General features: G+C 60.8%; 17 protein-coding genes. 8 read left to right on the top strand and 9 right to left on the bottom strand.

Translation table 11 applies throughout. The annotated features are described in order from the left end of the window. Positions 1-694 precede the first annotated feature (694 nt). Together VF662_RS06745 and VF662_RS06740 are read left to right on the top strand one after the other, a co-directional pair. On the top strand, positions 695-4,564 hold the full coding sequence (locus VF662_RS06745; protein WP_464139160.1) for an HsdM family class I SAM-dependent methyltransferase: 3,870 nt from the start codon (positions 695-697) through the stop codon (positions 4,562-4,564). A 268-nt stretch (positions 4,565-4,832) separates the two neighbouring features. Then, entirely contained in the window at positions 4,833-5,066 is a 234-nt protein-coding gene (locus VF662_RS06740; RefSeq protein WP_464139158.1) for an MFS transporter, read from the top strand. A 335-nt stretch (positions 5,067-5,401) separates the two neighbouring features. On the opposite strand, the gene VF662_RS06735 is transcribed toward VF662_RS06740, so the two are convergent. The 8 genes from VF662_RS06735 to VF662_RS06700 all read right to left on the bottom strand — a co-directional run bounded on the left by VF662_RS06735 (position 5,402) and on the right by VF662_RS06700 (position 13,475). Further along, entirely contained in the window at positions 5,402-5,899 is a 498-nt protein-coding gene (locus VF662_RS06735) for a hypothetical protein (RefSeq protein WP_464139156.1), read from the bottom strand. Positions 5,900-6,090: 191 nt separating this feature from the next. Beyond that, positions 6,091-6,870 (bottom strand): 3'-5' exonuclease family protein, encoded by a 780-nt coding sequence (locus VF662_RS06730; protein ID WP_464139152.1) that lies wholly within the window; start codon positions 6,868-6,870, stop codon positions 6,091-6,093. A 76-nt stretch (positions 6,871-6,946) separates the two neighbouring features. After that, the gene (locus VF662_RS06725; RefSeq protein WP_464139150.1) at positions 6,947-7,522 is read right to left on the bottom strand and encodes a hypothetical protein; all 576 of its coding nucleotides are present in this window, start codon (positions 7,520-7,522) and stop codon (positions 6,947-6,949) included. A gap of 77 nt (positions 7,523-7,599) precedes the next feature. Continuing rightward, entirely contained in the window at positions 7,600-8,424 is an 825-nt protein-coding gene (locus VF662_RS06720) for a 3'-5' exonuclease family protein (protein ID WP_464139148.1), read from the bottom strand. A gap of 91 nt (positions 8,425-8,515) precedes the next feature. After that, positions 8,516-11,284, bottom strand: a complete 2,769-nt coding sequence (locus tag VF662_RS06715; RefSeq protein ID WP_464139145.1) for a relaxase/mobilization nuclease domain-containing protein — start codon at positions 11,282-11,284, stop codon at positions 8,516-8,518. Next, entirely contained in the window at positions 11,281-11,592 is a 312-nt protein-coding gene (locus VF662_RS06710; protein WP_464139142.1) for a hypothetical protein, read from the bottom strand. The genes VF662_RS06715 and VF662_RS06710 overlap by 4 nt, the downstream gene beginning before the upstream one ends. A 205-nt stretch (positions 11,593-11,797) precedes the next feature. Beyond that, entirely contained in the window at positions 11,798-12,394 is a 597-nt protein-coding gene (locus VF662_RS06705) for a hypothetical protein (RefSeq protein WP_464139139.1), read from the bottom strand. A gap of 376 nt (positions 12,395-12,770) precedes the next feature. Further along, positions 12,771-13,475 (bottom strand): helix-turn-helix transcriptional regulator, encoded by a 705-nt coding sequence (locus VF662_RS06700; RefSeq protein ID WP_464139135.1) that lies wholly within the window; start codon positions 13,473-13,475, stop codon positions 12,771-12,773. A 538-nt stretch (positions 13,476-14,013) separates the two neighbouring features. On the opposite strand from VF662_RS06700, the gene VF662_RS06695 reads away from it, so the two are divergent. Together VF662_RS06695 and VF662_RS06690 are read left to right on the top strand one after the other, a co-directional pair. Beyond that, positions 14,014-15,363 (top strand): PAS domain S-box protein, encoded by a 1,350-nt coding sequence (locus VF662_RS06695; RefSeq protein ID WP_464139131.1) that lies wholly within the window; start codon positions 14,014-14,016, stop codon positions 15,361-15,363. 55 nt (positions 15,364-15,418) lie between these two features. Continuing rightward, positions 15,419-15,769, top strand: coding sequence for a response regulator (locus VF662_RS06690; RefSeq protein ID WP_464139129.1), 351 nt, complete (start codon positions 15,419-15,421; stop codon positions 15,767-15,769). A gap of 30 nt (positions 15,770-15,799) precedes the next feature. Here VF662_RS06690 and VF662_RS06685 read toward each other — a convergent pair whose 3' ends face one another. Continuing rightward, positions 15,800-16,207 (bottom strand): response regulator, encoded by a 408-nt coding sequence (locus tag VF662_RS06685; protein ID WP_464139126.1) that lies wholly within the window; start codon positions 16,205-16,207, stop codon positions 15,800-15,802. 824 nt (positions 16,208-17,031) lie between these two features. Between VF662_RS06685 and VF662_RS06680 the strand changes: the two genes are divergently transcribed. From VF662_RS06680 to VF662_RS06665, 4 genes are all read left to right on the top strand, one after another. Continuing rightward, positions 17,032-17,784, top strand: coding sequence for an alpha/beta hydrolase (locus VF662_RS06680; RefSeq protein ID WP_464139124.1), 753 nt, complete (start codon positions 17,032-17,034; stop codon positions 17,782-17,784). A 189-nt stretch (positions 17,785-17,973) separates the two neighbouring features. Beyond that, positions 17,974-18,480, top strand: coding sequence for a MarR family winged helix-turn-helix transcriptional regulator (locus tag VF662_RS06675; protein ID WP_464139121.1), 507 nt, complete (start codon positions 17,974-17,976; stop codon positions 18,478-18,480). Continuing rightward, positions 18,468-19,550 (top strand): S41 family peptidase, encoded by a 1,083-nt coding sequence (locus VF662_RS06670; RefSeq protein ID WP_464139119.1) that lies wholly within the window; start codon positions 18,468-18,470, stop codon positions 19,548-19,550. The genes VF662_RS06675 and VF662_RS06670 overlap by 13 nt, the downstream gene beginning before the upstream one ends. Before the next feature lie 28 nt (positions 19,551-19,578). Beyond that, on the top strand, positions 19,579-20,334 hold the full coding sequence (locus tag VF662_RS06665; protein WP_464139200.1) for a CPBP family intramembrane glutamic endopeptidase: 756 nt from the start codon (positions 19,579-19,581) through the stop codon (positions 20,332-20,334). The last annotated feature ends 90 nt before the right edge of the window (positions 20,335-20,424 follow it).

Below are 20,424 nucleotides of genomic sequence, written 5' to 3'. Positions count from 1 at the left end.
CGCTGACCCGCATGCCATCGCGGTAAACTGCGTATTCACCGACGGTGCGGGTCCGCCTTTCCATTGGGACTGCTCCAAAAGACGGCGAATGCGAGGTTCCAAAGTTGGCATCCACCAGGCCCTTTCCTTTGATCTGCAACGATCTGACGGTCGAGCGCGAGCGTGACAAGCCTGCCGCCCCCATGTCCGTTCTGACGCTCGTGCCGGAGCAGCGACAGCAACTCCCGCCCGTCGCGGAACACGTCGCGGCTCTCGCCCCTGGGCGGCTCTTCTCTCGCGCCGACGCTCACGAACGTGGTCGAGAGGCTCGCGCGTTTCGGCCTCCATTCAATAGATGGCCTCGCTGAGATCCAGTCGGGCACACCTGCGCGGAACAGCCGTATCCAAATAGAAGCCGGCCCTGGAAGCAGCGAATTGCGCGATTTGAACCTCGTCCATGCTCGGAAGGCGACGCCAAGGTCGCGAAGCCACCGTTCGCGTTCGGCCTCACGCGTCGGGCGGGACAACAGCTCTTCCGCGTAGAAGCTTGCCGGCAGGTTTCTGGGGTGTCTTGGTCATGTCTGCCGCCGTTCCTCGCAAAATATGTGGGGGTCCAGCGTTAGGAAGAAAGCTGACGAGCCGTTCGGGCGGGCGGCGTTCAGTTGGCGCACACAGCGACTGCCTCCACTTCCGACTTGCAAATGGTGCCAGCAACATGGTTGACCGGCTGAGTCCCGACTTGCACGGTGGGGCGGACCTTATGGCTACCGCTCTTCCTCCCTCGCCCGTGCTCCCGGCTGCCGCCCAATTACGCACGAAAATTCGCCAGATTGCGGCCAACAATGCTGACGAGCCGGATCTTTACGCTCACGTCCGCGATCTGCTGACCCGATCTCAGTTCAAAATCCTGCTCCACTCCAGCCAGGTTGTGATCGATTCGAAGATCGGCACCAGCCGGAAGCGACCGGACCTGGTCGTCTATCGGAGTGAGGGAACCAGGCCCCTTCGCGGGCCAGACTTTGCGGCCGCGGTCTTCGAAGTGAAGACGGGGGACGCGATCCGGACCAACGGCAAGGCGATTGCCAAGGAGAAAAACAGCTACCCGCAGGCCGGCACGCGCTGGTTCTATCTTATCGACCAGGAAGTGGTGTGGCGCATCGATGTCGCTGACCCCGCCGCCTTCCATCAAGCGCTTACGGCGCGCGGCGAGCTGCCCGCGAGCCTGTTGAGCAGATGGTCATGGACGGACCTTGAGAATCCGGAGACCTTCCTCGATTGCTTCGGCGCCGTCTCCGCCGACCGATTGCAGCTCGACGTGGAGCTGGCCGCCTTCCGCAGCAATCGCACCCGCTTCGCCTATCTCGATGCCGCCGGTGACAAGCGTGCGGCATTTGGTGCCACTATCCGCACGGCTTCCGAAACCATCCGGCAGGCGGTCGAGAAGGTGTTGCTCGAAAAGGGCGTCGAGGATCTTCGCTCCGCCCTTGCCCTCATCGACGGCATGAAAGAGGTCTATGGTGACCCGCTCTACGACTGGAGAGATGAGCGGCGGCCCTTCAGCTTCGCCAACATCAGCGATCCGAGGAAAGCCGCCCTACTCACCGACGAGCAGGTGGTCGAATACGAGAGCCGTCTTGATAGACTGATGCACGATCTCGAGCCGGTGCTCTATTCGCTCCGGATCGAGCATGATCTGCTGCGGCGCTATGCCGACCGCAATGGCGAGGAAGAGGCCAGCCTCCTCAAGCTCAGCGGGAAGGCCAACAAGGCGAGCAAGCGCCTGGTCGATGCGCTCATCTACGAGACCGCCTCGCTGATCTTGTCACGCATGCTCACCATCCGTTTTTGCGAGGATCACGAGCTTTTCCAGGTCCGCTACATTTCCAATGGCGGGATCGAGATCTTCTGGCGCTTCGCCGAGCATTTCGCGCTGCCGATGCAGGAGCTCCTTCGCCAGAGCTACAAGCATGCCGGAACGATCTTCCGGTCGATCTTCGATGCCAACCTCCTCGACTGGGCGGTCCGCCGCGATGACCAACTCCTGTCCGAGGCGCTCGAACGGGCTGCCTATGTCCTGTCCCGCTGGGACTTTCGCACCGTGCGCGGTGACATCCTGTCGGGCGTCTATGATCAATATCTGGATGTCTCGCAGCGTCGGCGCCTTGGCGAGGTTTATACGCGGCCCGAAGTGGCGCGCTTCATGCTGCAGGCCGCGGGCTGGTCGCCGCAATCGACCGTCCTCGACCCTGCGTGCGGAACCGGCACCTTCCTGGTCGAAGCGCTCGCCCACCAGCTTCAAGTCCTTTCGACGGCCGGGGCCATCACGGGCGACACGGTTCGCGAAGTCATTGGCCGCCTGCATGGCCTCGACATCTCGACCTTCTCGGTCACGCTCGCCCAGATCCAGGTCTTCTGGCACCTCATCGAGGTCGTTCGCAACAAGTCCGCCACCGAAATTCGTGATTTCGCCCGCTCTATCCTGCCGGTCCTGAAACTCTATGGTGGATGGTCCTCGCTCGACACGATGGGGTTGAGCCTCGCCGGCGACCGTGGGCAAGGATCCGGACAATCGGGTCTCGCTTTCCGGGTCGCCTACGCCGGTCGTGAGCGAGCCCAGGCGCTGGTCCCGGCGGGCTTCGAGCGAACCGTGAAGGGCTCCTACGACGTTGTCATCATGAACCCGCCCTATATCCGGGCGGAACGCTCCGGCGCCGCAGGTGCGGGCGATGCCTATGAGGCCGTCACCTTCAAGAACACCGACAGCTCGATCTTCTTCATCTACCGGGCATTGCAGCAGTGGGTGAAGCCGGGCGGCACCCTTGCTTTCATCGTGCCGATCGGGATCACGGAGGCCACTTATGCCGGGCCGCTTCGGCGTATTCTTCAGGGCTACCGCATCCGCCTCATCGCCGACCTAGAGGGCCTCGGAAAGGTCACCTTCCGCGGCGTCAAGCGCGCGACGGTGATCATGGTGGTCGAGAAGAGCCCAGCCTCGGCCGACGATGATGTCGAGCTTCTGCAGCTCGATCCCAGCGCGCTGATCGATGATGAAATCGATTTCACCCACGCCAAGCGCACCACGGTCAGGCGAGGGATGCTCGATCGTCTTGCTTACCTGCCGTCCAATCTGCGAGGCGCTCTCGAGGTCGTGACGCAAGAGGGAGCTGACACTCCCGAGGTGGACGAAGCTGGCCATGCTGGCGACGCGGTGCCAGCCATTGCCCGAGGTGAAGCTGCAGCGGACGGACCCGTCGACGAAGCGGTGACAGTACTCGAGCCACTTACTACGCCGCCGGCCTGGCTTCTCGCGCTGCGCGGCGACGAGGGCAGCTCAGACGCGATCCTGACCAAGTTCGACAAGGGCGATGACCAGGCGCTGCTGGCGCTCCGTGATCTTCCCCGCCTCGGCGAGATGGTGAAGCTGGTCTATGTTAAGCGCGTCAACAGCCGCATCGCCGATGTGCAGGTCGATGAACCTACCCACGAACGCTATGCGTACCGGCCGGAGCTGTTGTTCAATTATGGCGTGAAGCTTGGCGGTGCTGCGGCCCTCCGCCGACCTGCCGACCAGAATTGCGTAACCCTCTTCAAGGGGCAAAACATCTTCCCGCAAGGCCTGCTGGGTGCACCGATGGGCGAATGGTCCCCAACGGCGCGGCGGGAGAGCACAAGATACATTTACAGCTACGCCGATCATCTCAGCTACCAGCGTACCTTTGCCGCGCGCGAGATTTCGCAGCTTCCGACCATTGCCCAGCTGCTGCCGGGGCAGGGGTTCCAGAACACAGCCTACGTCATTGAACTGACCGAAGATTTTCCGCTCCACATCTTCGTTCTCAGCCGGCTGATTCAGTTTTATGCGGCCCGTGTCCTGCGCTCATCGGTCATCGAGGACCTTGGCTGCCACTGGTACAAGCGAACCCTCACACTGCTGCCCATCCCGCAAGATCGATCTCCGGCGAATGTGCAGGAACTGACCACTGCGGGGCAGGCGGTCCTCGAGGCCGATAGCGACATCGCCGATCGTTACCGCACGATTGATGCGCTCATAACCGCCGGAACCGCAAACGGCTCTTCACTGGCGAGCCTGATCGTCAATCAGGATGCCAAAGCGGTCGGGATCGACGTCAATGGCGCTTCGGAGACGGGAATTGGAATCGCATCGATCATCGAAGCGGGCGATCAGATCCGATCCAGCGATCTCTTTTTCAACATCACCGTTCCCGATGCTGACCTTCGGACCCTGATCCGTTTCACCATTGAGCGGAAGCTTGAAGCCGATCCCGAGGACCTCCTCGCAAGGGAGCATTTGCTCGACATTTTTGTACCCGGCAACCTCGCTGAAGTGGCTGAGGCCATCCGTTCTCTGGCGACTGACAACCTCGTTAAGAACTATGCTGATGCGCTGACCCGGCTCGATGCGATTGTCGCCTTGATGTGCGGCGTTCCGGATGCGCTCCGCGATCACATGATCATGCGGATGAATGAGGATCCGATCCTCTCCAAGATGCGCCCGATGATCGCGCAACGGGGCCTACGTGTGCAGCCCTATGCCGATCATGGCGAGGATGATCGATACGATTGATCCTGGGCAACGAGCAGCGATCGAGCCACACGGGGCTGCGCCATAGAGGACTCCTGAGAACTGGCCGCGTCCTTGCGCTCGATGCTCCTGCCTGACCTCGATGCTTTCGGCAGTTTTCCCGCGCGTGGTACGGAGGGCGTCAGCTTGGCTGACATCAACGGACGCGCGGCTGTTCACCTTCGAACGCTCGGTTGGGAGCCCCGGCCCCTGTTACCCCGCCCGAGCGTGGGTTGGGCCTCTCTTTGCTCGTCAGCGCGACAGCCAGCTTATGGTGGTGCTCGACGATACGATCGCTAACGTTGCTCTGCCGACGCTTCAGAACGACCTCGGCCTCTCCCCTTCGAACCTCCCGTGGGTGATCAACGGCTACATCTTGGCCTTCGGTGGCCTGCTTCTCTTCGGCGGCAGGCTCGGCGATCTTTATGGACGCCGGCGCATGCTGCAGGTCGGCATGGCAATCTTCACGGTAGCGTCGCTCCTCGTCGGTCTCGCCCAACCTTGAGCAAGCGTGATCGGCTGGCGCGGCGTTCAAGGCGTCGGCGCCGCTCTGACGGCACCAAATGCCCTTGCTTTGCTAGCTACGACTTTCCCCGAAGGGAAAGCGCGGCAACAGCGCCATGGCCGTGTATGGAGCCATGTCCGGTCTCGGCATCATCGCAGGGCTGATCGACGGCGGGCTCCCGACCGGATTGCTCGGCAAGACTCCAGTCTCCGAGATCCGCCCAAGCTATCGGGCTCTCGCTTCGCTGGGGAAGCCGGCCGCGCGGATTTTACGGCGCAGCCGGAGCCGTCGAATCGGTCCGGCATTTTCTTTTGCCGGACCGATGTCCGCTAAGATCAATAGGGATACACAGCGCGCTGGAAGGCTTCCCTTTGGCACTCGGACGTGGCTGCCTTTGACAGAAGCGCCTGCAGGCCGCGGAATTCCATCAATGCTCGATCGCCCTGAATGTCCGCAGGCGACCGTACGAGACGGCGACCCGAGTTCCGAAGTGCATACTGGTACGGCTGTTCTCGGTTGAGCGACAGGATAGCGAAGGTGTCATCCGGCTTCTGGATGAACTTGCCTGCACCTATGTTGATTTCGCCCTTCGTTGTGGAAGCGTCCACAACGAGCACCTTCTCGAGGTATGCTGCATTGCCTTGAATCTGGAACATCGCGAGGAAAGTCGAGCGCTTTGAGGCCGCATGCGACATCATCGTCTCTATCAACTGATTTGTAAGGCCGCTGGCGGCCGCAATGAGCAGGTTGCGCGGCTTGACAATCTGGTCGCCTGCTAGAAGCATCCGCATAGCAGCGCTGATTGCGGCCATCTGCGTAACAATGTTATTCATGATTCGACTCCTGTGACTTTTCCCACCGTTGGGTCCGTCCTCCCCTCCAGCTGACTCAGTCTTATTCTTCTTGACGAGGCGAGCACGCGCGGCCCTTTGATGCCGGGCTGTCGAGCGGCCGCATCTGGGCTGGATGGGGTCGCGCACTGTTTGGCGGGAGCGACACATCGCCGCTCCCGCAGCACCTTATTTCAAGATGCTTCCAACCAGCCCTGTTGGTCCTCCATCATCTGGCGCGCGACTTTCGCCAGGTAGTTCCCGAGCTCGCGGTGATAGGATGCGGTAGGACGCCGCTCCCGGACGAACCGCATCGTCACATACTGGGCGGCGGTGACACTTATGACTTGCCCAAGGCTGGCCAAGTGCGCCGCGAGCAGGAGGGAAGTCAGGAGGACATCGCACTCGCTGATCCACGCTACAGCCTCAAAGCGCCCTTCGTCGAACAGGTGCGGGACCTGTCCGGCACTTCCGGCCATCTTCGCCGGCAAACCCAAGCGCGTCGCGAGCTCAAGTTGATGAACGTACGGCCCAGCTCCGCCTTTCAGAACGAGCGCGAGATCCGCGTGAAGCCAGCCGGCGCGATCCCTTTCAAGATGGCGGAGCTGCCTGGGCAAGGCCAAGCCTATCTCCATGGCGGCGGTCTTCAAGACCGGGATATCCTCGGAGGCGCCGGCGTAGGTGACAAGTCGATGCGCCGGCCGTTCGATCATCCAGTTGAACAGCTGTCGAACAATCTGATGGTCCTCGGGGCCGGCCCACGATTGGAAGTGGGTGATTTCCCAGATGCCATGCTCGACCGCGACCTCCATGACGGTGGCCGAAACCACGCGGCGAAAAGGCCAGCGGCACGGCGCTGGCCGCGGATCGGTGGTACGATAGCGGTGGTAAAGCCTATCGTCGTTCCGGGTCTCGAGATCGAGGATGATGAAGCGCTGGACTCCATCCTGAGCAGGGAAGTTGAGGATGTTCATGTTCTACATTCCTTAGGTACAAAAAAGCCCGCGGAAGCGGGCGGGGTGGTCGGTGGTGATGGTTGGGGTCAGCGTTTTAGTATCGGCACACCTCCCTCTCCGGCAGAACGGGAACGAGGTTTTCGCGCCACTTCTGCCAGGCTGCGTACAGATCTGCATGCGACCCTTCGGGCAGCGTGCGGTGGCTCATCGCCTCGAGGCACGCACCTGCCTTGTCGGCGAGCATCTCGGCCAGCAAACGAGCGTTCAGGCTGTCCAGGTCGTCACCATCGATCTCCCCCAGGTCGATCGGCGGATTGTGCTCGATCATGCTCCTGAGCTTTGCCAGCAGCGCCAACGAGGGAGCCTGGTTCGGTGCATCGAACGGCAACCTGCCCAAGCCGCTGACCATCGCCGTCAGGTCCGTCCCCGCAAGCACCGCCGTCGGGACGAGAGCATGCGCCAAGTCGGCGATCAGATCGGGGTTCTCTGCGAGGTGCTCGCCGATGCGAACCTCGCCGCTCACAGTGAGGTCATCTGTATTGCAGCTGAGGAGGCAGTACCCGTTCAACCAGGCGTAGCGGGTCCCTGGTTGGTCGATGGTCCGCAAATCGGGCACCAGGATCTGGATGAGCGGCCGCTGAAGGCCGCTGTCGTCGTTCACGTGTTCCATTTCTGAGTTTCCTTGTGTTTAGGCGAGCACCATCGTGCCGCAGCGGGGCTACGACGGCCGGCGGTCGTCGGTAGGGTTTAGTAGGGACTCACCTCGACGAAGCTGCCCTCAAGGGCCTGCATCGCTCGGCATTCGGCATTCATCTGCGCAACCTCGAGGGCTGCGTCGATCTGCGCCAATAGGGAAAGCTGAAGCAGGTTTTCGGTGGCGTGGAAGTTCGCATACGGGTGCAGATGTTCTCCCTGCCGCTTGGCCCACCGTGCGAACTGGTAGGTGAGGGCGGCGTGATACGTAGGATTGCCCGTCTCGATCGCTCGGAAGTAGGCGGCCGCGAGCAACGTGGATGCAGTGTCCTGCTCACAATATTGGGCGATTTTTTGTGTCTCGCCGGCCGCGTGCAACTCGCCTACCTCATTGCCATGCGCCGCGATCTTGGCTGGGATGCAGAGGGCTGTGCACAAGCGCTCCAAAGAGGCACCGCGGGCGCCACCATACTGGGAGAACTTGTCGGCGAGATCGTAATGCCGTGCCGACGAAAAGCGCGGTTCCATGGCCGCAGCCGTCAGCGCGTGAAGCTTGAATTTCCTCGCCTTCTGCGCGTGGAGCAGGAGGACGGGAAAGTCGAAGCCTCTCCCGTTCATGCTCAGCGCCGAACGGCCCTGGAGCAGCTCGTCGATCCTATCGAGCGCCCTCGGATCCTCTTCGAACATGACGCTCTCAACCGCAAACGCCCACTCGCCATAGTGGTCGAGGTCGGCGGTCAGCATCGACGCCACGACACATCTATGAGTCGGCCAGGGCGGGAAGCCGCCGTCTTCCATTTGCTCGCTGCTGACGGTCTCGATGTCGAGGGCGCAGAGCGCCCTCTCGTTGAACTGGGTTCGTAGCCGGCCGTGGCTCATGGGACTTCTCCTTGCGAAGCCCGGCGGAGCGATCAGCGACTGCCGACCCTTTTTCCAACTCCCTACCGGGCTCACTCCACCCCTTCCCCTGTCAAATTCCTCCCCTTCCTTGCTGTGCGTGCAGCGCGGCTTGCATCTGCGCCTGTTTCGCCCTGTCCTGATCCGTAAGCACGCTCTCGGGCTGAGGTCGCGGATTGCTCGGTCCTCGGCTGGTCTCCTCCCGAAGTCTGGTCCGGCCGCGGGCGAGCGCGACGCGGAGGTCATCAGCTTGACGGTGTCCTTCTGCTGTCGCGTAGAGGTCGGCGGCGCCCAGCCCCGCACGTGCGCGCGGACTAAGGTCCCCGTAGGCCCAGATGACCTTGGCGACGGAGATCTGATCCAGCTCCTCTCGGGGCCTGAAGACGCCATCAGCTCCGACCAGCCGCGGTCGCAAGATTTCCGCGATTTCTGCGTCGGTGAGGGAGGCCCGGATCCCCGCACGAGATGCGGTCGAAGCCGCTTTAGCGCTTTCGCCTAGCGATGGCGGGACGTGGGCCGCTTTGGACGGGATGTTGGCTTGGGTGTTCTCAGGTTCCGTGCCGGTCACATTAGGAGCAGGAGGCTTCCTCCCAGCCGCAACTTCCATGCCACTGATTCGGGGCGGTGCCTGCGGCGGCACCTTTTCCACCAACAAGCTCGTGCGTGCGTCTACCGTCGTGCCACCGGGAGGCGCGGACGGCTCGACGTGCGTCTGCTGATGGTCCTTTGTAGCCGGTGCTTCAGCCGTGCGATCAATGATCGATTGATCAGGATTGGCTCTGGCGCCTGCTAGGTCGCCGGCGGGGGCTGAAGCGAGCGTCTCCGGTAGACGCGGATGGGTTGCAGCGGTCGCGGGCGGTGGTGGTTCCGCTGGACCGCTTTTGACCGCAACGGACGACCTCGGCAGCGCCACCTGAATGGGTGCAGCTTGGGCCGCGTCGCGGGTATCCTTTTGACGGTCAAGCGGACTCGAGACGCGAGGAGTCACAACATGCGGATCATCACCGTGAACGAGATGCGACGGCAGGGTCCGCGGCCGCGGATCCGCGGCTCGGGAGAGGTCACCGAATGCAGGATCCACGGCTTCAACCGTAGCCTCCGCTTCGTCAGCACTTCTGCTTGATCCCACGTGCACCTCTCGAGCCTCCAAGGCTCCTTCGCGTGGAACCAAGACATTTTCGGATGGCCCCTGCGAGGCGTCCTCCTGGATCGGAATAGGGGACACCGCGATCGGCCCAGTGCCCTCGTCGGTCCGAACCCGGTCTAGCGGGTGCTCGCGCGCAGCGACGGACGGCGGCTTGCCTAAGGCGCTCCTCGCCGCTTCCAGCGCCACTTGCAGCTCCGGGTTTGAAAGCGGCACGTCAAGCTGTGCGGCCAGCTTGACCATCTTCGCCTTGAACCGCTTGTTCCCGAACACCTCGACCGGGCCCCAAGCCCTATGTGCTGCCATGAGAGCTGCCTCGAGGTCGGCCACCTGCTTTGAATAAACCATCATGATGGAATAGCGGACAGTGGCTACGAGCGCGTCACCGCGCCAGAACTCCGTCCGCGAAGGTTGCTCCATGCGCGTGTACTTCTCGCCTGGCATGGTCACTCTGCGCTTAGCGAAAGTGGCGGCGCCCAGACTCACGGCAGGTACTGCCCTGACGGGCCAATGGTCCGGGAGAGGTGCCTTCAACGGACGGCCGGCTCCGTTCTTCCGGAACGACCGCTTTATGTCATGATCAATGCGACCGCTCTGTTCTAATGGGACGTATGGGCCACTGCCTTGATCGCGAGCAGCCTTGAACCTGTTCCATTCTTGCGCCGCGTCCGTATCAGGCACCAAATGGTCGATCGCCAGCGATTCTTGGCGTCGTTCGGCGATCTTCGCGGTGATCCAACCCGGCTCATCCGGCAGCGACATCGGCGCCACACCGGCCAAGCCGATATTCGTCGGTGAAAAGCGCGCGTCAACGTCAGAGGCATTATATTCCACCCCCTGCCCATCGACGAACGCCGCTCCGGAACCCTTACGGCTGTAGGAGATGCCCTCTTCGGCGAGTAATGTACGAAAGGTGGTGAGATCCCCGCGGGCCTCATAGCGTGCCACCAGAGCGATTCTTATTAGTTCTTGGATAGGCTCGGGTCTGGCGGCGATCTTGGCGCGTGCCTTAGTTCGCATCTCCGCACCTGCCTTGATCTCCGTAAAGTCCGCGTCGTGGGTGTATCGCTCAGACGCAAGATCAAGAACACCATTCGCGTCGCCGCGCGAAAGATGTCTCTTCTCCAAAGCGAATTCGAATTCATAGGCGAGGCTCGCGCATGCAGCCTCACACAGAAACTTGCTGTACTTTCGGCTACGCTCTCTCAACACACCGCCTTCCGCCACTCGAGAGTAGAGGAAGTGAAGGTGAATATGGTCAGTGTCGATGTGCACGGCAAGAACATAACGATTCTGATTGACGCCCAGGAGCTTCATCGCTGCATGGCCGACCTCAAGGAGCTCCTTGGGAGCGACGGAGGATTCTCCAGGCTTCAACTTCAAGGAAATGGAACCGTGCGACAAAGCGGGCCTGACTCCCGGCCTTGCCAGCTTAGCATCAAGGGCAAGTTCGCGGGCCATCCCCGCGAGCGTGTCGGTGTGGAAGCCGCTGTGGGCAAACGCGCCGACGTCGCCGTTCTGATGGACGTAGCCGAGCACAGCTGCCTGGTCGTGGACCTCATGCTCTAAGAAGTTCGCGATTCTGGTGATGTAGCCGATCAGGCCTGAAGCGTCCGGCTGCAGCGGCGTAGCTTTAAATGTCGGCTTGTTCTTTGCATCGAAAAGCACAAGCACGATGGTCGGTGACTGAGCACTCATTGACCATCACCCAGCAGCTTGAAAGCTTTCTCAAGAAGCGAGCCGTAGAGCAGCCGCGCCGTGTCCATGTGCTCGCTGCTGTAAGTGTCGGCATCACGTATCTGATCGAGCATCGTGGACAGCATCGCCAAGATCGGCATCAGGCCCTCAGCTATAGACACCGTTGTGCCGGACTGGCTACGGAGCCGCGCAAGGATCACGGCGGTCATCTTGCGGGGTGTCCCACCCGTAAGAGCCTCCAGCTCTGCGTAAAGATCAGGCGGAACCCGGAGTGTTACCCGTTGTTCCTTGGTCTTCTTATTTGGCATGAGACTGCCTCCTATTTCTGCAAACTAAGAGACAGCGAGAAGCAAAGCGCCGAGAGGTCTCCGATGTTTGTGTCGGACAACATCCATCCTGCTAATTTTTGTAACTTGTTTCGGATCTCTACCCTGCACTGGATAGGCGCCAAGTTGGCGCCAGCCTGGGGAGCTGCCGGATTGGGTGCAACAAGCCAGCCGGTCAGATGGCGGCTCATGAGCAAAGCTCCCGAGCTATTAGGCCTGCCTTTTGAAGCCGGCGCTCATGCTCCTGGAGCGGGAAGCCGTGTTCACAAAAGTGCTGATACTCGGCCGCATGCGGCAAGCTGCGAAACGACCTTGTCTTTCGCAGGTGGGCATAGATTTCCTGAATGAAGTCTTCGGATCCCCACTCATCGACTGCGCTCATAGGCTGAAGAACGAAGTCTGATAGCTCGCGGTCGGCCGCTTCACGAAGCTCCGTGACCAACCGCCAGGTCCATCTCTTCTGTGCGACAGCGCCAGAAATTACCGCATCCATCATTTTGCGAACGCTGTTGCGAAAGAACGTCTCGCGATGGATTAGCTCCCCCGGCCCATCTGCGCTCGTCAACTGCTGGAAGCGGAATGGCTTGGCCGACGCGACCCTATTGAACCATGTGATGGCTTCAATGGAATAGCATCGGGCCGACTGAAGCTGCTTTCCTGCAGCCGCATCTTCGAGCATGAGCTGGGTTGTACGTGCTACGAACACGTACCTCGCATCGTCGTCGCCAATGTTCTGAGGCAAGACGCCCTTGGACTTTTTGATTACATCTTGCAGGCGCATCACGCGTCCTCCGTTGAGCCGGCGGGATGCTGGCTACTGAGGTCGCGTATGTGCGACTTACAATACGCGACCGGGACCAGGTCGCGCGTCACGGCGGCGCCGCTGCAGGTCATCGAAACTCCATAGCCCCTCAAGCGGATGCTCATTTTGGGGCTCGGTCCGGCAGGCCGAGAGTGCTGCAGAACCTTATGGTGACATAAATCTTCTAATAAATGGTTAAAGCCATGTGCACGTAGAAGTGCGCCTCGCCACAACCCAACTTGGGTTGTGATCTACGCTCTCAACAACCCAAGTTGGGTTGTAAAATCCGATGCGGCCTTAGCCTAGGGTGGTGCTTTGAGGTGAAAAATGGGGCTGCCGGGCTCTCGGCACCATCTGTTCAGCGGGGGTTTGCCAGCCATTCCGCGATGTCGCTTTCACGCCACACAGCGATATTACCCGCGATCGGCACCTGCTTCGGAAAACGACCATCGTCTATTCGGCGGTAAATCGTGGCGCGCGACATCTGTGTCCGGCGCTCCACTTCCTTGATCCGTACAAGGTCGTTGCCGATGTGTCTGGCGCCCTCAGGCTCAGGCTCTGCTGGCGCGGCCGCAACAACATCTGGGACTTGGCGAGCGGGCGGCACAACTTCCCCGCAGCTGGCCGCTATCACGTGATTGAAGTCGTCAAGGTCGAGAAAGATCCAGTGAGTCGGTCGAAGGCTATCCTCAAAGGGTCGCGCTGGGTCCAACGCGCTGCATGCGAAAATCGGTCGGAAGTCGTCCCGCTCCCACACGGTGCTTGGTAGCGGCGCGGGATTGCCAGCCCCGATTGGTCGGGTGAATGCTCGAATATGACCTGCGGCAAGCAACCCCCCGAGAAGGCGCGCCTCCGTGCCAACGGTGCGACGATCCTGCAGACCGCAATTGAAATCGGGATCAAGGGCGGCGGCGGTCTCAGGATCAAGCGCCGCAGCGGTCTCCGCCGGGGAATAGCCATGGTGCAGTATGCACCAGTGCGAGAAGGCGCTGGCGAGCAGAACACGCCCGGTCGACGTAGGCGGCTCATCCATAAGGTATGGAGATGCGGTATTCACGTTCATGTTCGAGGTTCTAGGATAATCATTGCTGCGCGTGAAAGGGAGTTTAACGCTTCTCATGGGGTAAGGTGCGGGTTCGTCATGGCCCATTGCTTAACCTTATAGAGCGGTCGTTGATGCTCGCCAAAGCACCACCACGAGCCTGGTGGGGCGCCGCCAGTGCCTGCTCACGCGTCGTTGAGTGGACGCGGACGCGCGCCGGCAAACGCCGGCCGGAAGGCGGGCAAGGGCGCTGCGGCTTCGCGCGTGGGTGCGGCGATGAATGCCCGCAGCATCTCTCCGACTGTGGAGCGGCCTTGAACGTCCGCCTTGCGCCAATAGCGGCCGTTCGGATGCGAACCGAGGTCGCCGTAAAGCAGACGTTGCTCAAGCTCTGGGACGATCAGGAGGATGCGCTCCTTCGCTGAGCGACCCTTCTTTGGGGACGAGATGGGGCTCGTGGCACAGGATAGGCTCAAAGTACGGGAAAAGCAGCGGTGGACGTCGTTTCGGAGAAGGTATAGCGGCAACGACTCGTCGGCCGCGCGCGAGTGGAGAACCAATGAGCCCCAGCGAGTCAGAAAGCGCCCTCGATCTGGAAGATTTCTTCGAGAACGGCACCGTAGGTCTGCACCTCGTCGGCCCCGACGGCACCATCCTAAAAGCCAATCGGGCCGACTACGAGCCGCTCGGCTACACTGCCGACGAATATGTCGGGCGCTCGATCACAGAGTTTCACGCCGACGGACCCGTCATTGAAGACATCTTGGGACGCCTGACGCGGGGCGAGAAGCTCGACAAGTATCGCGCCCGGCTCCGCGCTCGCGATGGCTCACTTCGAGAGGTCGAGATTTCCTCCAGCGTCTGCTTCCGCGAGGGTGAGTTCGTCAACACCCGCTGCTTCACGGTGGACGTGACTGCGAAGGTGCAGGCTGAAGAGGCTCTTCGCGAGGCCAAGGAGCGGCTGGCCGCGACGTACGAAAGCGTCCTTGCAGGAATCGCCGAAGTCGATGCTGAAGGGCATTTCCTTCGGGTGAACGAAGCCTTCTGCACAATCACCGGGTACAGCCGGGAGGAGCTGCTCGCCAAGGACATCGCAGACATAACCCACCCTGAGGACCGCGAACGGGAGGCGGCAAAGCTGGCTGCCCAAGTGAAGGGCGAGGTCGACCATTACGAGACTGAGAAGCGTTACGTCCGGGCTGACGGCGGGGTGATCTGCGTCGCCGTAACGAGCTCCACGGTGCGCGATTCCACGGGCGCCTTCGCCTATGGCGTACGGATGGTTCAGGATATCACTGAACGGGTCGAGGGCGACCGTCAGAAGAAGCTTCTGCTCAACGAACTGAATCATCGGGTGAAGAACACCCTTTCGACGGTTCAGGCGCTCGTCACGCAGACCGCACGCAGTTGCACGACCGCCGCCGAGTTCCGTTCCCGATTTGAACCTCGCCTTCTGGCTCTCAGCACTGCCCACGACAGGCTTACCCGCAACGAATGGCTCGGAGTGAGATTGGCAGAAATCGTGGAGGAAGAGCTCAGCGTTCACAGAACTGAGGATCGGTCGCTCACTGCCGACGGCCCCCCGCTCGTCCTGCCCCCCAAGATAAGCCTTTCCCTCAGCCTCGCTCTTCACGAGCTGGCGACGAATGCCGCCAAATATGGGTCGCTCTCCGGCCCCGGAGGCGCGGTAACGGTCAGCTGGGAAGTAGAAGATGCTGGCGACCGGACTCCCCTCCTGCGCCTTCGCTGGATCGAGAGCGGCGGCCCTCTCGTTGTGCCGCCGCAGTCTTCGGGATTTGGAACTCGGCTGCTCAAGGTTACCGCGGCGGAATTGGGCGGTGAAATGAACGCCGATTACTTGCCCTCGGGCCTGCGCTGGGACCTACGTTTTGCTTTGAAAGGCGTTTGAAATCGAAACGCCGGCCACCGTCCCCTTTTCTGCGGCACCGGGTCAGGTTTCGTCGGTGGCTGGGCGTCGGATCCTGGTCGTAGAGGATGAGGCCCTCGTGGCGATGTCGCTGGAAGACATGCTCCTCAGCCTCGGTTGCGTCGTCGTGGGTCCGGCACTGCGACTTACGAAGGCGCTTGAGCTAGCCAGCGTGGAGCAGATCGACGGCGCGGTGCTCGATATAAATCTCGGCGATGTGCGAAGCTTCCCGGTGGCGGAGATGCTCACCCGAAAATCGGTGCCATTCTTGTTTGCCACTGGGTATGGGCATCTTGGGTTAGAACCGCCGTTCGCCGAGGCTCCGGTCCTTACAAAGCCCTATAGCTTAGAGGCTCTCGCACAGGCGCTGGCGGAACTGTTTGGTTGACCAATTCAGCATGAGCAGGGGAGGTTGCACTTACTTGCCGTCGCTGATGTTCTGCAGTTGAGCCAGCATTAAGCCAGAGACCTTTCCGCGCCGACCTCGCACCAGCGCCTGGCCGACTGCGTCAGCGAACTCGTGCGTTCGGAAGGGCTTCATGAGCACGACGGCGTCAGGCATCCGCCTGTTCAGCTCCAATGAGTCGCCCACGATGAAGACGACAGGGATGGCCCGTGCGGCACAAATCTCCTGCACGGCATCGATGCCACTTCCGTCGGTGAGCCGGTCATCGGCGGTGATCAGATCGGGGCAGCGCTCCTTAGCAGCCGATATTCCCGCCTTCTCAGTCTGAACAATGTCAAAAGAGGTGTAGCCGAGGTCGCGAAGCAAGTCCTCGAGAAGCATCGCGATGGCGAACTGGTCCTCAATGATGAGCGCGTGCATCAGGCCCCTTCGTCCGGTCGCACAAGTTCACAGGTGAGCGCCTGTAGCACGGTCCGGATGAACAGGCGAATCTGGCCACGGCCGGTGCACCAACACCTAACAGCTAACATAGGTCAAAGCTGACATTGGGCAGTCGCTCGCCTTTAGAGAGTAGGACAAGCTCGGGACGAGGGGCCGCGGGTGGCCGGCATGCCAACGAAGGGCCGAGCAACTCTTGCCAAGCGCAGTTTAGCGCCTGTTGGGCGGGGCTATGACCTACACCAGTGGTAGCGGGTACAAGGCTGACAATGCCCGTCGGCAGCAGTGCATGGTAGCTCGGAATATCTGCACTGCACGCGCCAAATAGCAGGACCAACGGTCTGCCGCTGAGGGACTGCAATGCGCCAGTTCCGGACTCTCCGAGGCCGGGCAGTTTTCGCCGGAAGCGGACATTGGTTCAGGCGCGGCGCTACGTTTGGCTTCAACCTACAGGGGTCATGACCTAGGGTTCCTCGAGCGTGCGAGGTCTGTCCAACGGGATTGCTCTCATCCAAGGCTTAGCTAAACCCTGCTTCAGGAGCGTCCGCGCTCCCCCTCTAGAATTCGACCAACCGGGGGTGTCAGGCATGAAGTTACCGCTATCTGTATGGGCATTCCTCTTACTTGGATGCGCAATGTCCCCAATCCCTCAGGTCACCCCACCAGCCCAGATCTCCGATGTTCAACTCGGCGAAGGAAATGGGGCGCTGTTCGGGACGCTGGTGCGAGCATCCCCTGGAGGACATGCTAATCCCGTCTTGATCTTAGCTGGCTCGGGTCCGACTGACAGGAACGGCAACAGCCCAATGGGTATCGCTGCTCAGCCATACCGGCTGCTGGCGGACGGGCTCGCCGCCCAAGGCGTGTCCAGCTTGCGAGTAGACAAGCGAGGTATTGCCGCCAGCGCGGCGGCCGCCTCAACCGAGCAGAACCTCAGAATAGAGACTTTTGCCGAAGACGCCCGCGGCTGGGCACGGAAGCTTCGTGAAGAGACGGGAGCCCCATGTGTGTGGCTGCTCGGCCATAGCGAGGGCACTTTGCACGCCTTGATTGCGTCACAGCAAAATCCAGATGTTTGCGGATTGGTGCTCGTTTCGCCGCTCGGGCGCAAGGCAGGCGACGTAATGCGGGAGCAGTTACGCGCGAACCCCGCCAATGCTCCGATTCTCAACGAAGCTTTAAGCATCATTGAAAAGCTCGAAGCTGGCCAGACGGTCAGCGTGGAAGGTATGCATCCCGCGCTGCTTCCGCTCTTCCGGCCAAGCGTGCAGCCTTTCGTCATTTCGATGATGCAGATCGATCCACCTCAGCTTTTACGCGAATACCGAGGTCCCGTGCTCGTGGTTCAGGGCGCGAATGACATTCAGACCAGCCTTGCTGACGCCCATCGGTTGGCAGAGGCTAGACCCGGCGTGCGGTTAGCGATCGTTGAGGGTATGAACCATGTTCTCAAGATTGCGCCCGCGGATCGCGCAGCAAATGCTGCCACCTATGCGAACCCCGATCTCCCACTGGCCTCGGGACTGGTCGACCGGATTGTAGATTTCATCCGGCGTTAGCCTTGCACGTCCGGGGTCGCGGTGCTCGGAACGTCGCCTCCGGACCCTGAGCGGAAATTCATTGCCCACACCGGGTCGGCCTGCTTTGCGCCAGTACCGTGGCAGCACAAGAGCATAATCGTCTCGGCCCCACGCAAATCGGCGGCTCCTGCCTTGACACGTTCATAGGTACGTGCATAGTTACGCACTATGAATGATGACTTCATCAAAGCTAGTGGCACACCTTTCATCGCCCACCGCCTCAAGCGGCTATCTGAACATATTGTGACTGCGATTGGGTGCCTGATTGAAGCTAAACAACTAGACGTCCCACCGACGGCAGGTTCGACGCTGTTGGTGCTGGCCGCGCATGAGCGAGCTGGCGTGATGGAAATCGCGGAGCGCCTGCGCGTCAGCCACCCCTTCATAGTTCGCGTCGTGGCGAAGCTTGAGGCTCTTGGCCTAATAACGATCAAAAATGATCGTGATGACCTTCGGCGCAAATGGCTCACTCTGACGGAGAAGGGCCGGGCTGAAGCCGCTCACCTGAACCGCCTGAACCGTGATCTGGATGTCGTGTTTCGCCGCGTGTTCGAAGAGGCAGGCGTGGACCTGCTGGACGCGGTCGATCGCTTCGAAGCCGCGCTTGCGCGAGAACCACTCGCCGGTCGGCTGCAATCTCAACTCTCTTCAGAGGACACACCGTGCGTTCGCTAACCCACCTCTCCGTCTTGATCTCGGCCGCTGCAATGGCCCTTGCCGTGCTGCAAGGAACTGCGCTGGCGGCTGCCCCGCCGAAGAGCGTAGACGCTCCCGCGATTACTGCTGACGAAAAGAAGCAGATTATTGGCGGGATCATCCGAAAAATGCGGGAGACATACGTCTTCCCTCAGGTCGCCGACAAAGTAGAAAGGGCGCTTCGAGCAGCAGAACGGCGCGGTGAATATTCTTTAATTACCGAGGGTGAGGCCTTTGCGTCAAAGCTCACCGCAGATCTGTTCGCAGTAACGAACGACAAGCACCTCGGGGTCTCCTATTCTGCAGAGCCGCTTCCGCCGCTGGGCGCGGCAAAAGCGAGGGACCCCGCAGCCATGGAGCGATGGCGGGCTTCGGCAGCTCGTCGCAATTTCGCTATCCCAGCAGTTCAGGTTCTTCCGGGGAACGTCGGGTACATCAAGCTGACTAACTTCTTACCCGCGCAATTTGCGGGCGAGACGCTCGCGGCGGCGATGAGGTTCGTTTCCAACACAGACGCTCTCGTCCTAGATCTGCGCGATAATCGAGGAGGGGACCCAAATATGGTTGCACTCCTCCTCAGCTACTTGGTGCCGCCGAACACACACCTGAACGATTTCTACACCAGGGTCGATCAAACCACGACTCAGGTCTGGAGCCTGCCGGTCGTGCCCGGTGGTGCTTATGGTACTGAGCGCCCCGTTTATGTACTTACGAACGGCACGACTATCTCGGCGGCTGAAGAGGTGGCGTATGATCTCAAACAGCTCAAACGTGGGCTTGTGGTAGGTCAACAAACCGCTGGGGGAGCCAACCCAGGTGGATCCGTTCCCTTGAACTCTCATTTCGCAATTTTCATTCCAGTAGGACGAGCCATCAACCCGCTGACAAAGACAAATTGGGAGGGTGTGGGAGTGTCGCCTGACATCGTAGCCGAAGCTGGGCGCGAGCTGGAGGTTGCTCACGGCCACGCCCTGAGACAGCTGGCATCCGCGGCAGCGGATCCTGAGCGGAAAGACGAGCTACGAAAGGTCCTGGAAAATGGCCTCTGATGCTACGGCACTGGGGGGTCACCGCGTGATGTTCGCTCGGCTGCGCGACAGGCATCCGGTCGCGGCCGCAATCGCCTGCGCTGTCCTCCAGTTTGGGCTCACTGTAGCGATCTTGGTAGCGGGCAAAGCATTGATACCCGCTGAAAAGTTTGGGGCCGTCAAGCTGGTAGCTTTCGCCTCGACGCTCCTTCTTCCGGTCATGCTGGCTCAGGTACTCGGCCTATGGCGGGAGCTCGGGCTGCAGCGCATCGGAATGACACCATTCTTTTTCATCAGTTTGTTGGTGTGCGTGCCCTATTTGCTGCTTGGTTTGCGAGTGCCCGCCGACGCAAGCATTGGCGGGGCTGTCACAATCCAGGCATTCAACGCTTTTGGCGAGGAGCTGCTGTTCAGAGGAGTTATCTTCGCGCTGCTGCTCAGGTTGCCCCTCGCTCGTGCTCTTATCATCAACGGGTTGCTGTTCGGGGCCATGCACCTGATCCACGGGATCATGGAAGGGGACTGGGCCGCCGCAAGCCACCAAGCCCTCGTTACGGTGCTTGGCGGGCTGATATTCACTGCAGTGCGGGCGGAGACGGGGAGCCTTTGGCCACCAATCGTCCTCCACATGCTGGTGAACCTTAGCATAATCTTCTCGGACGATGAGGCAGCTCGTGCTGCGGGCACGCTCACCTTCGCAACTTGGGCCTCACGCGTATTTGAGATTTCACTGGTTCTCTGGCTGCTTTGGAAGGCACGCGGTGGAGGTGTTGACGCAGACCCTGGCCCGGTGAGGAAAGCTTAACCCTGCAAGCGTAGCTTAGAAAGGTTGAAAGGCTTCAACTCCCTTTGGTACTTTCGACAAGTGAACGGTGACCTCTGGCGCGTCCCCGAT

Origin of the sequence: Allosphingosinicella sp., from assembly GCF_036387215.1 — a bacterium.
GTDB lineage: Bacteria > Pseudomonadota > Alphaproteobacteria > Sphingomonadales > Sphingomonadaceae > Allosphingosinicella.
Note: the sequence above shows the minus strand (reverse complement) of the source record. Positions and strands in the feature narration are given on the sequence as shown.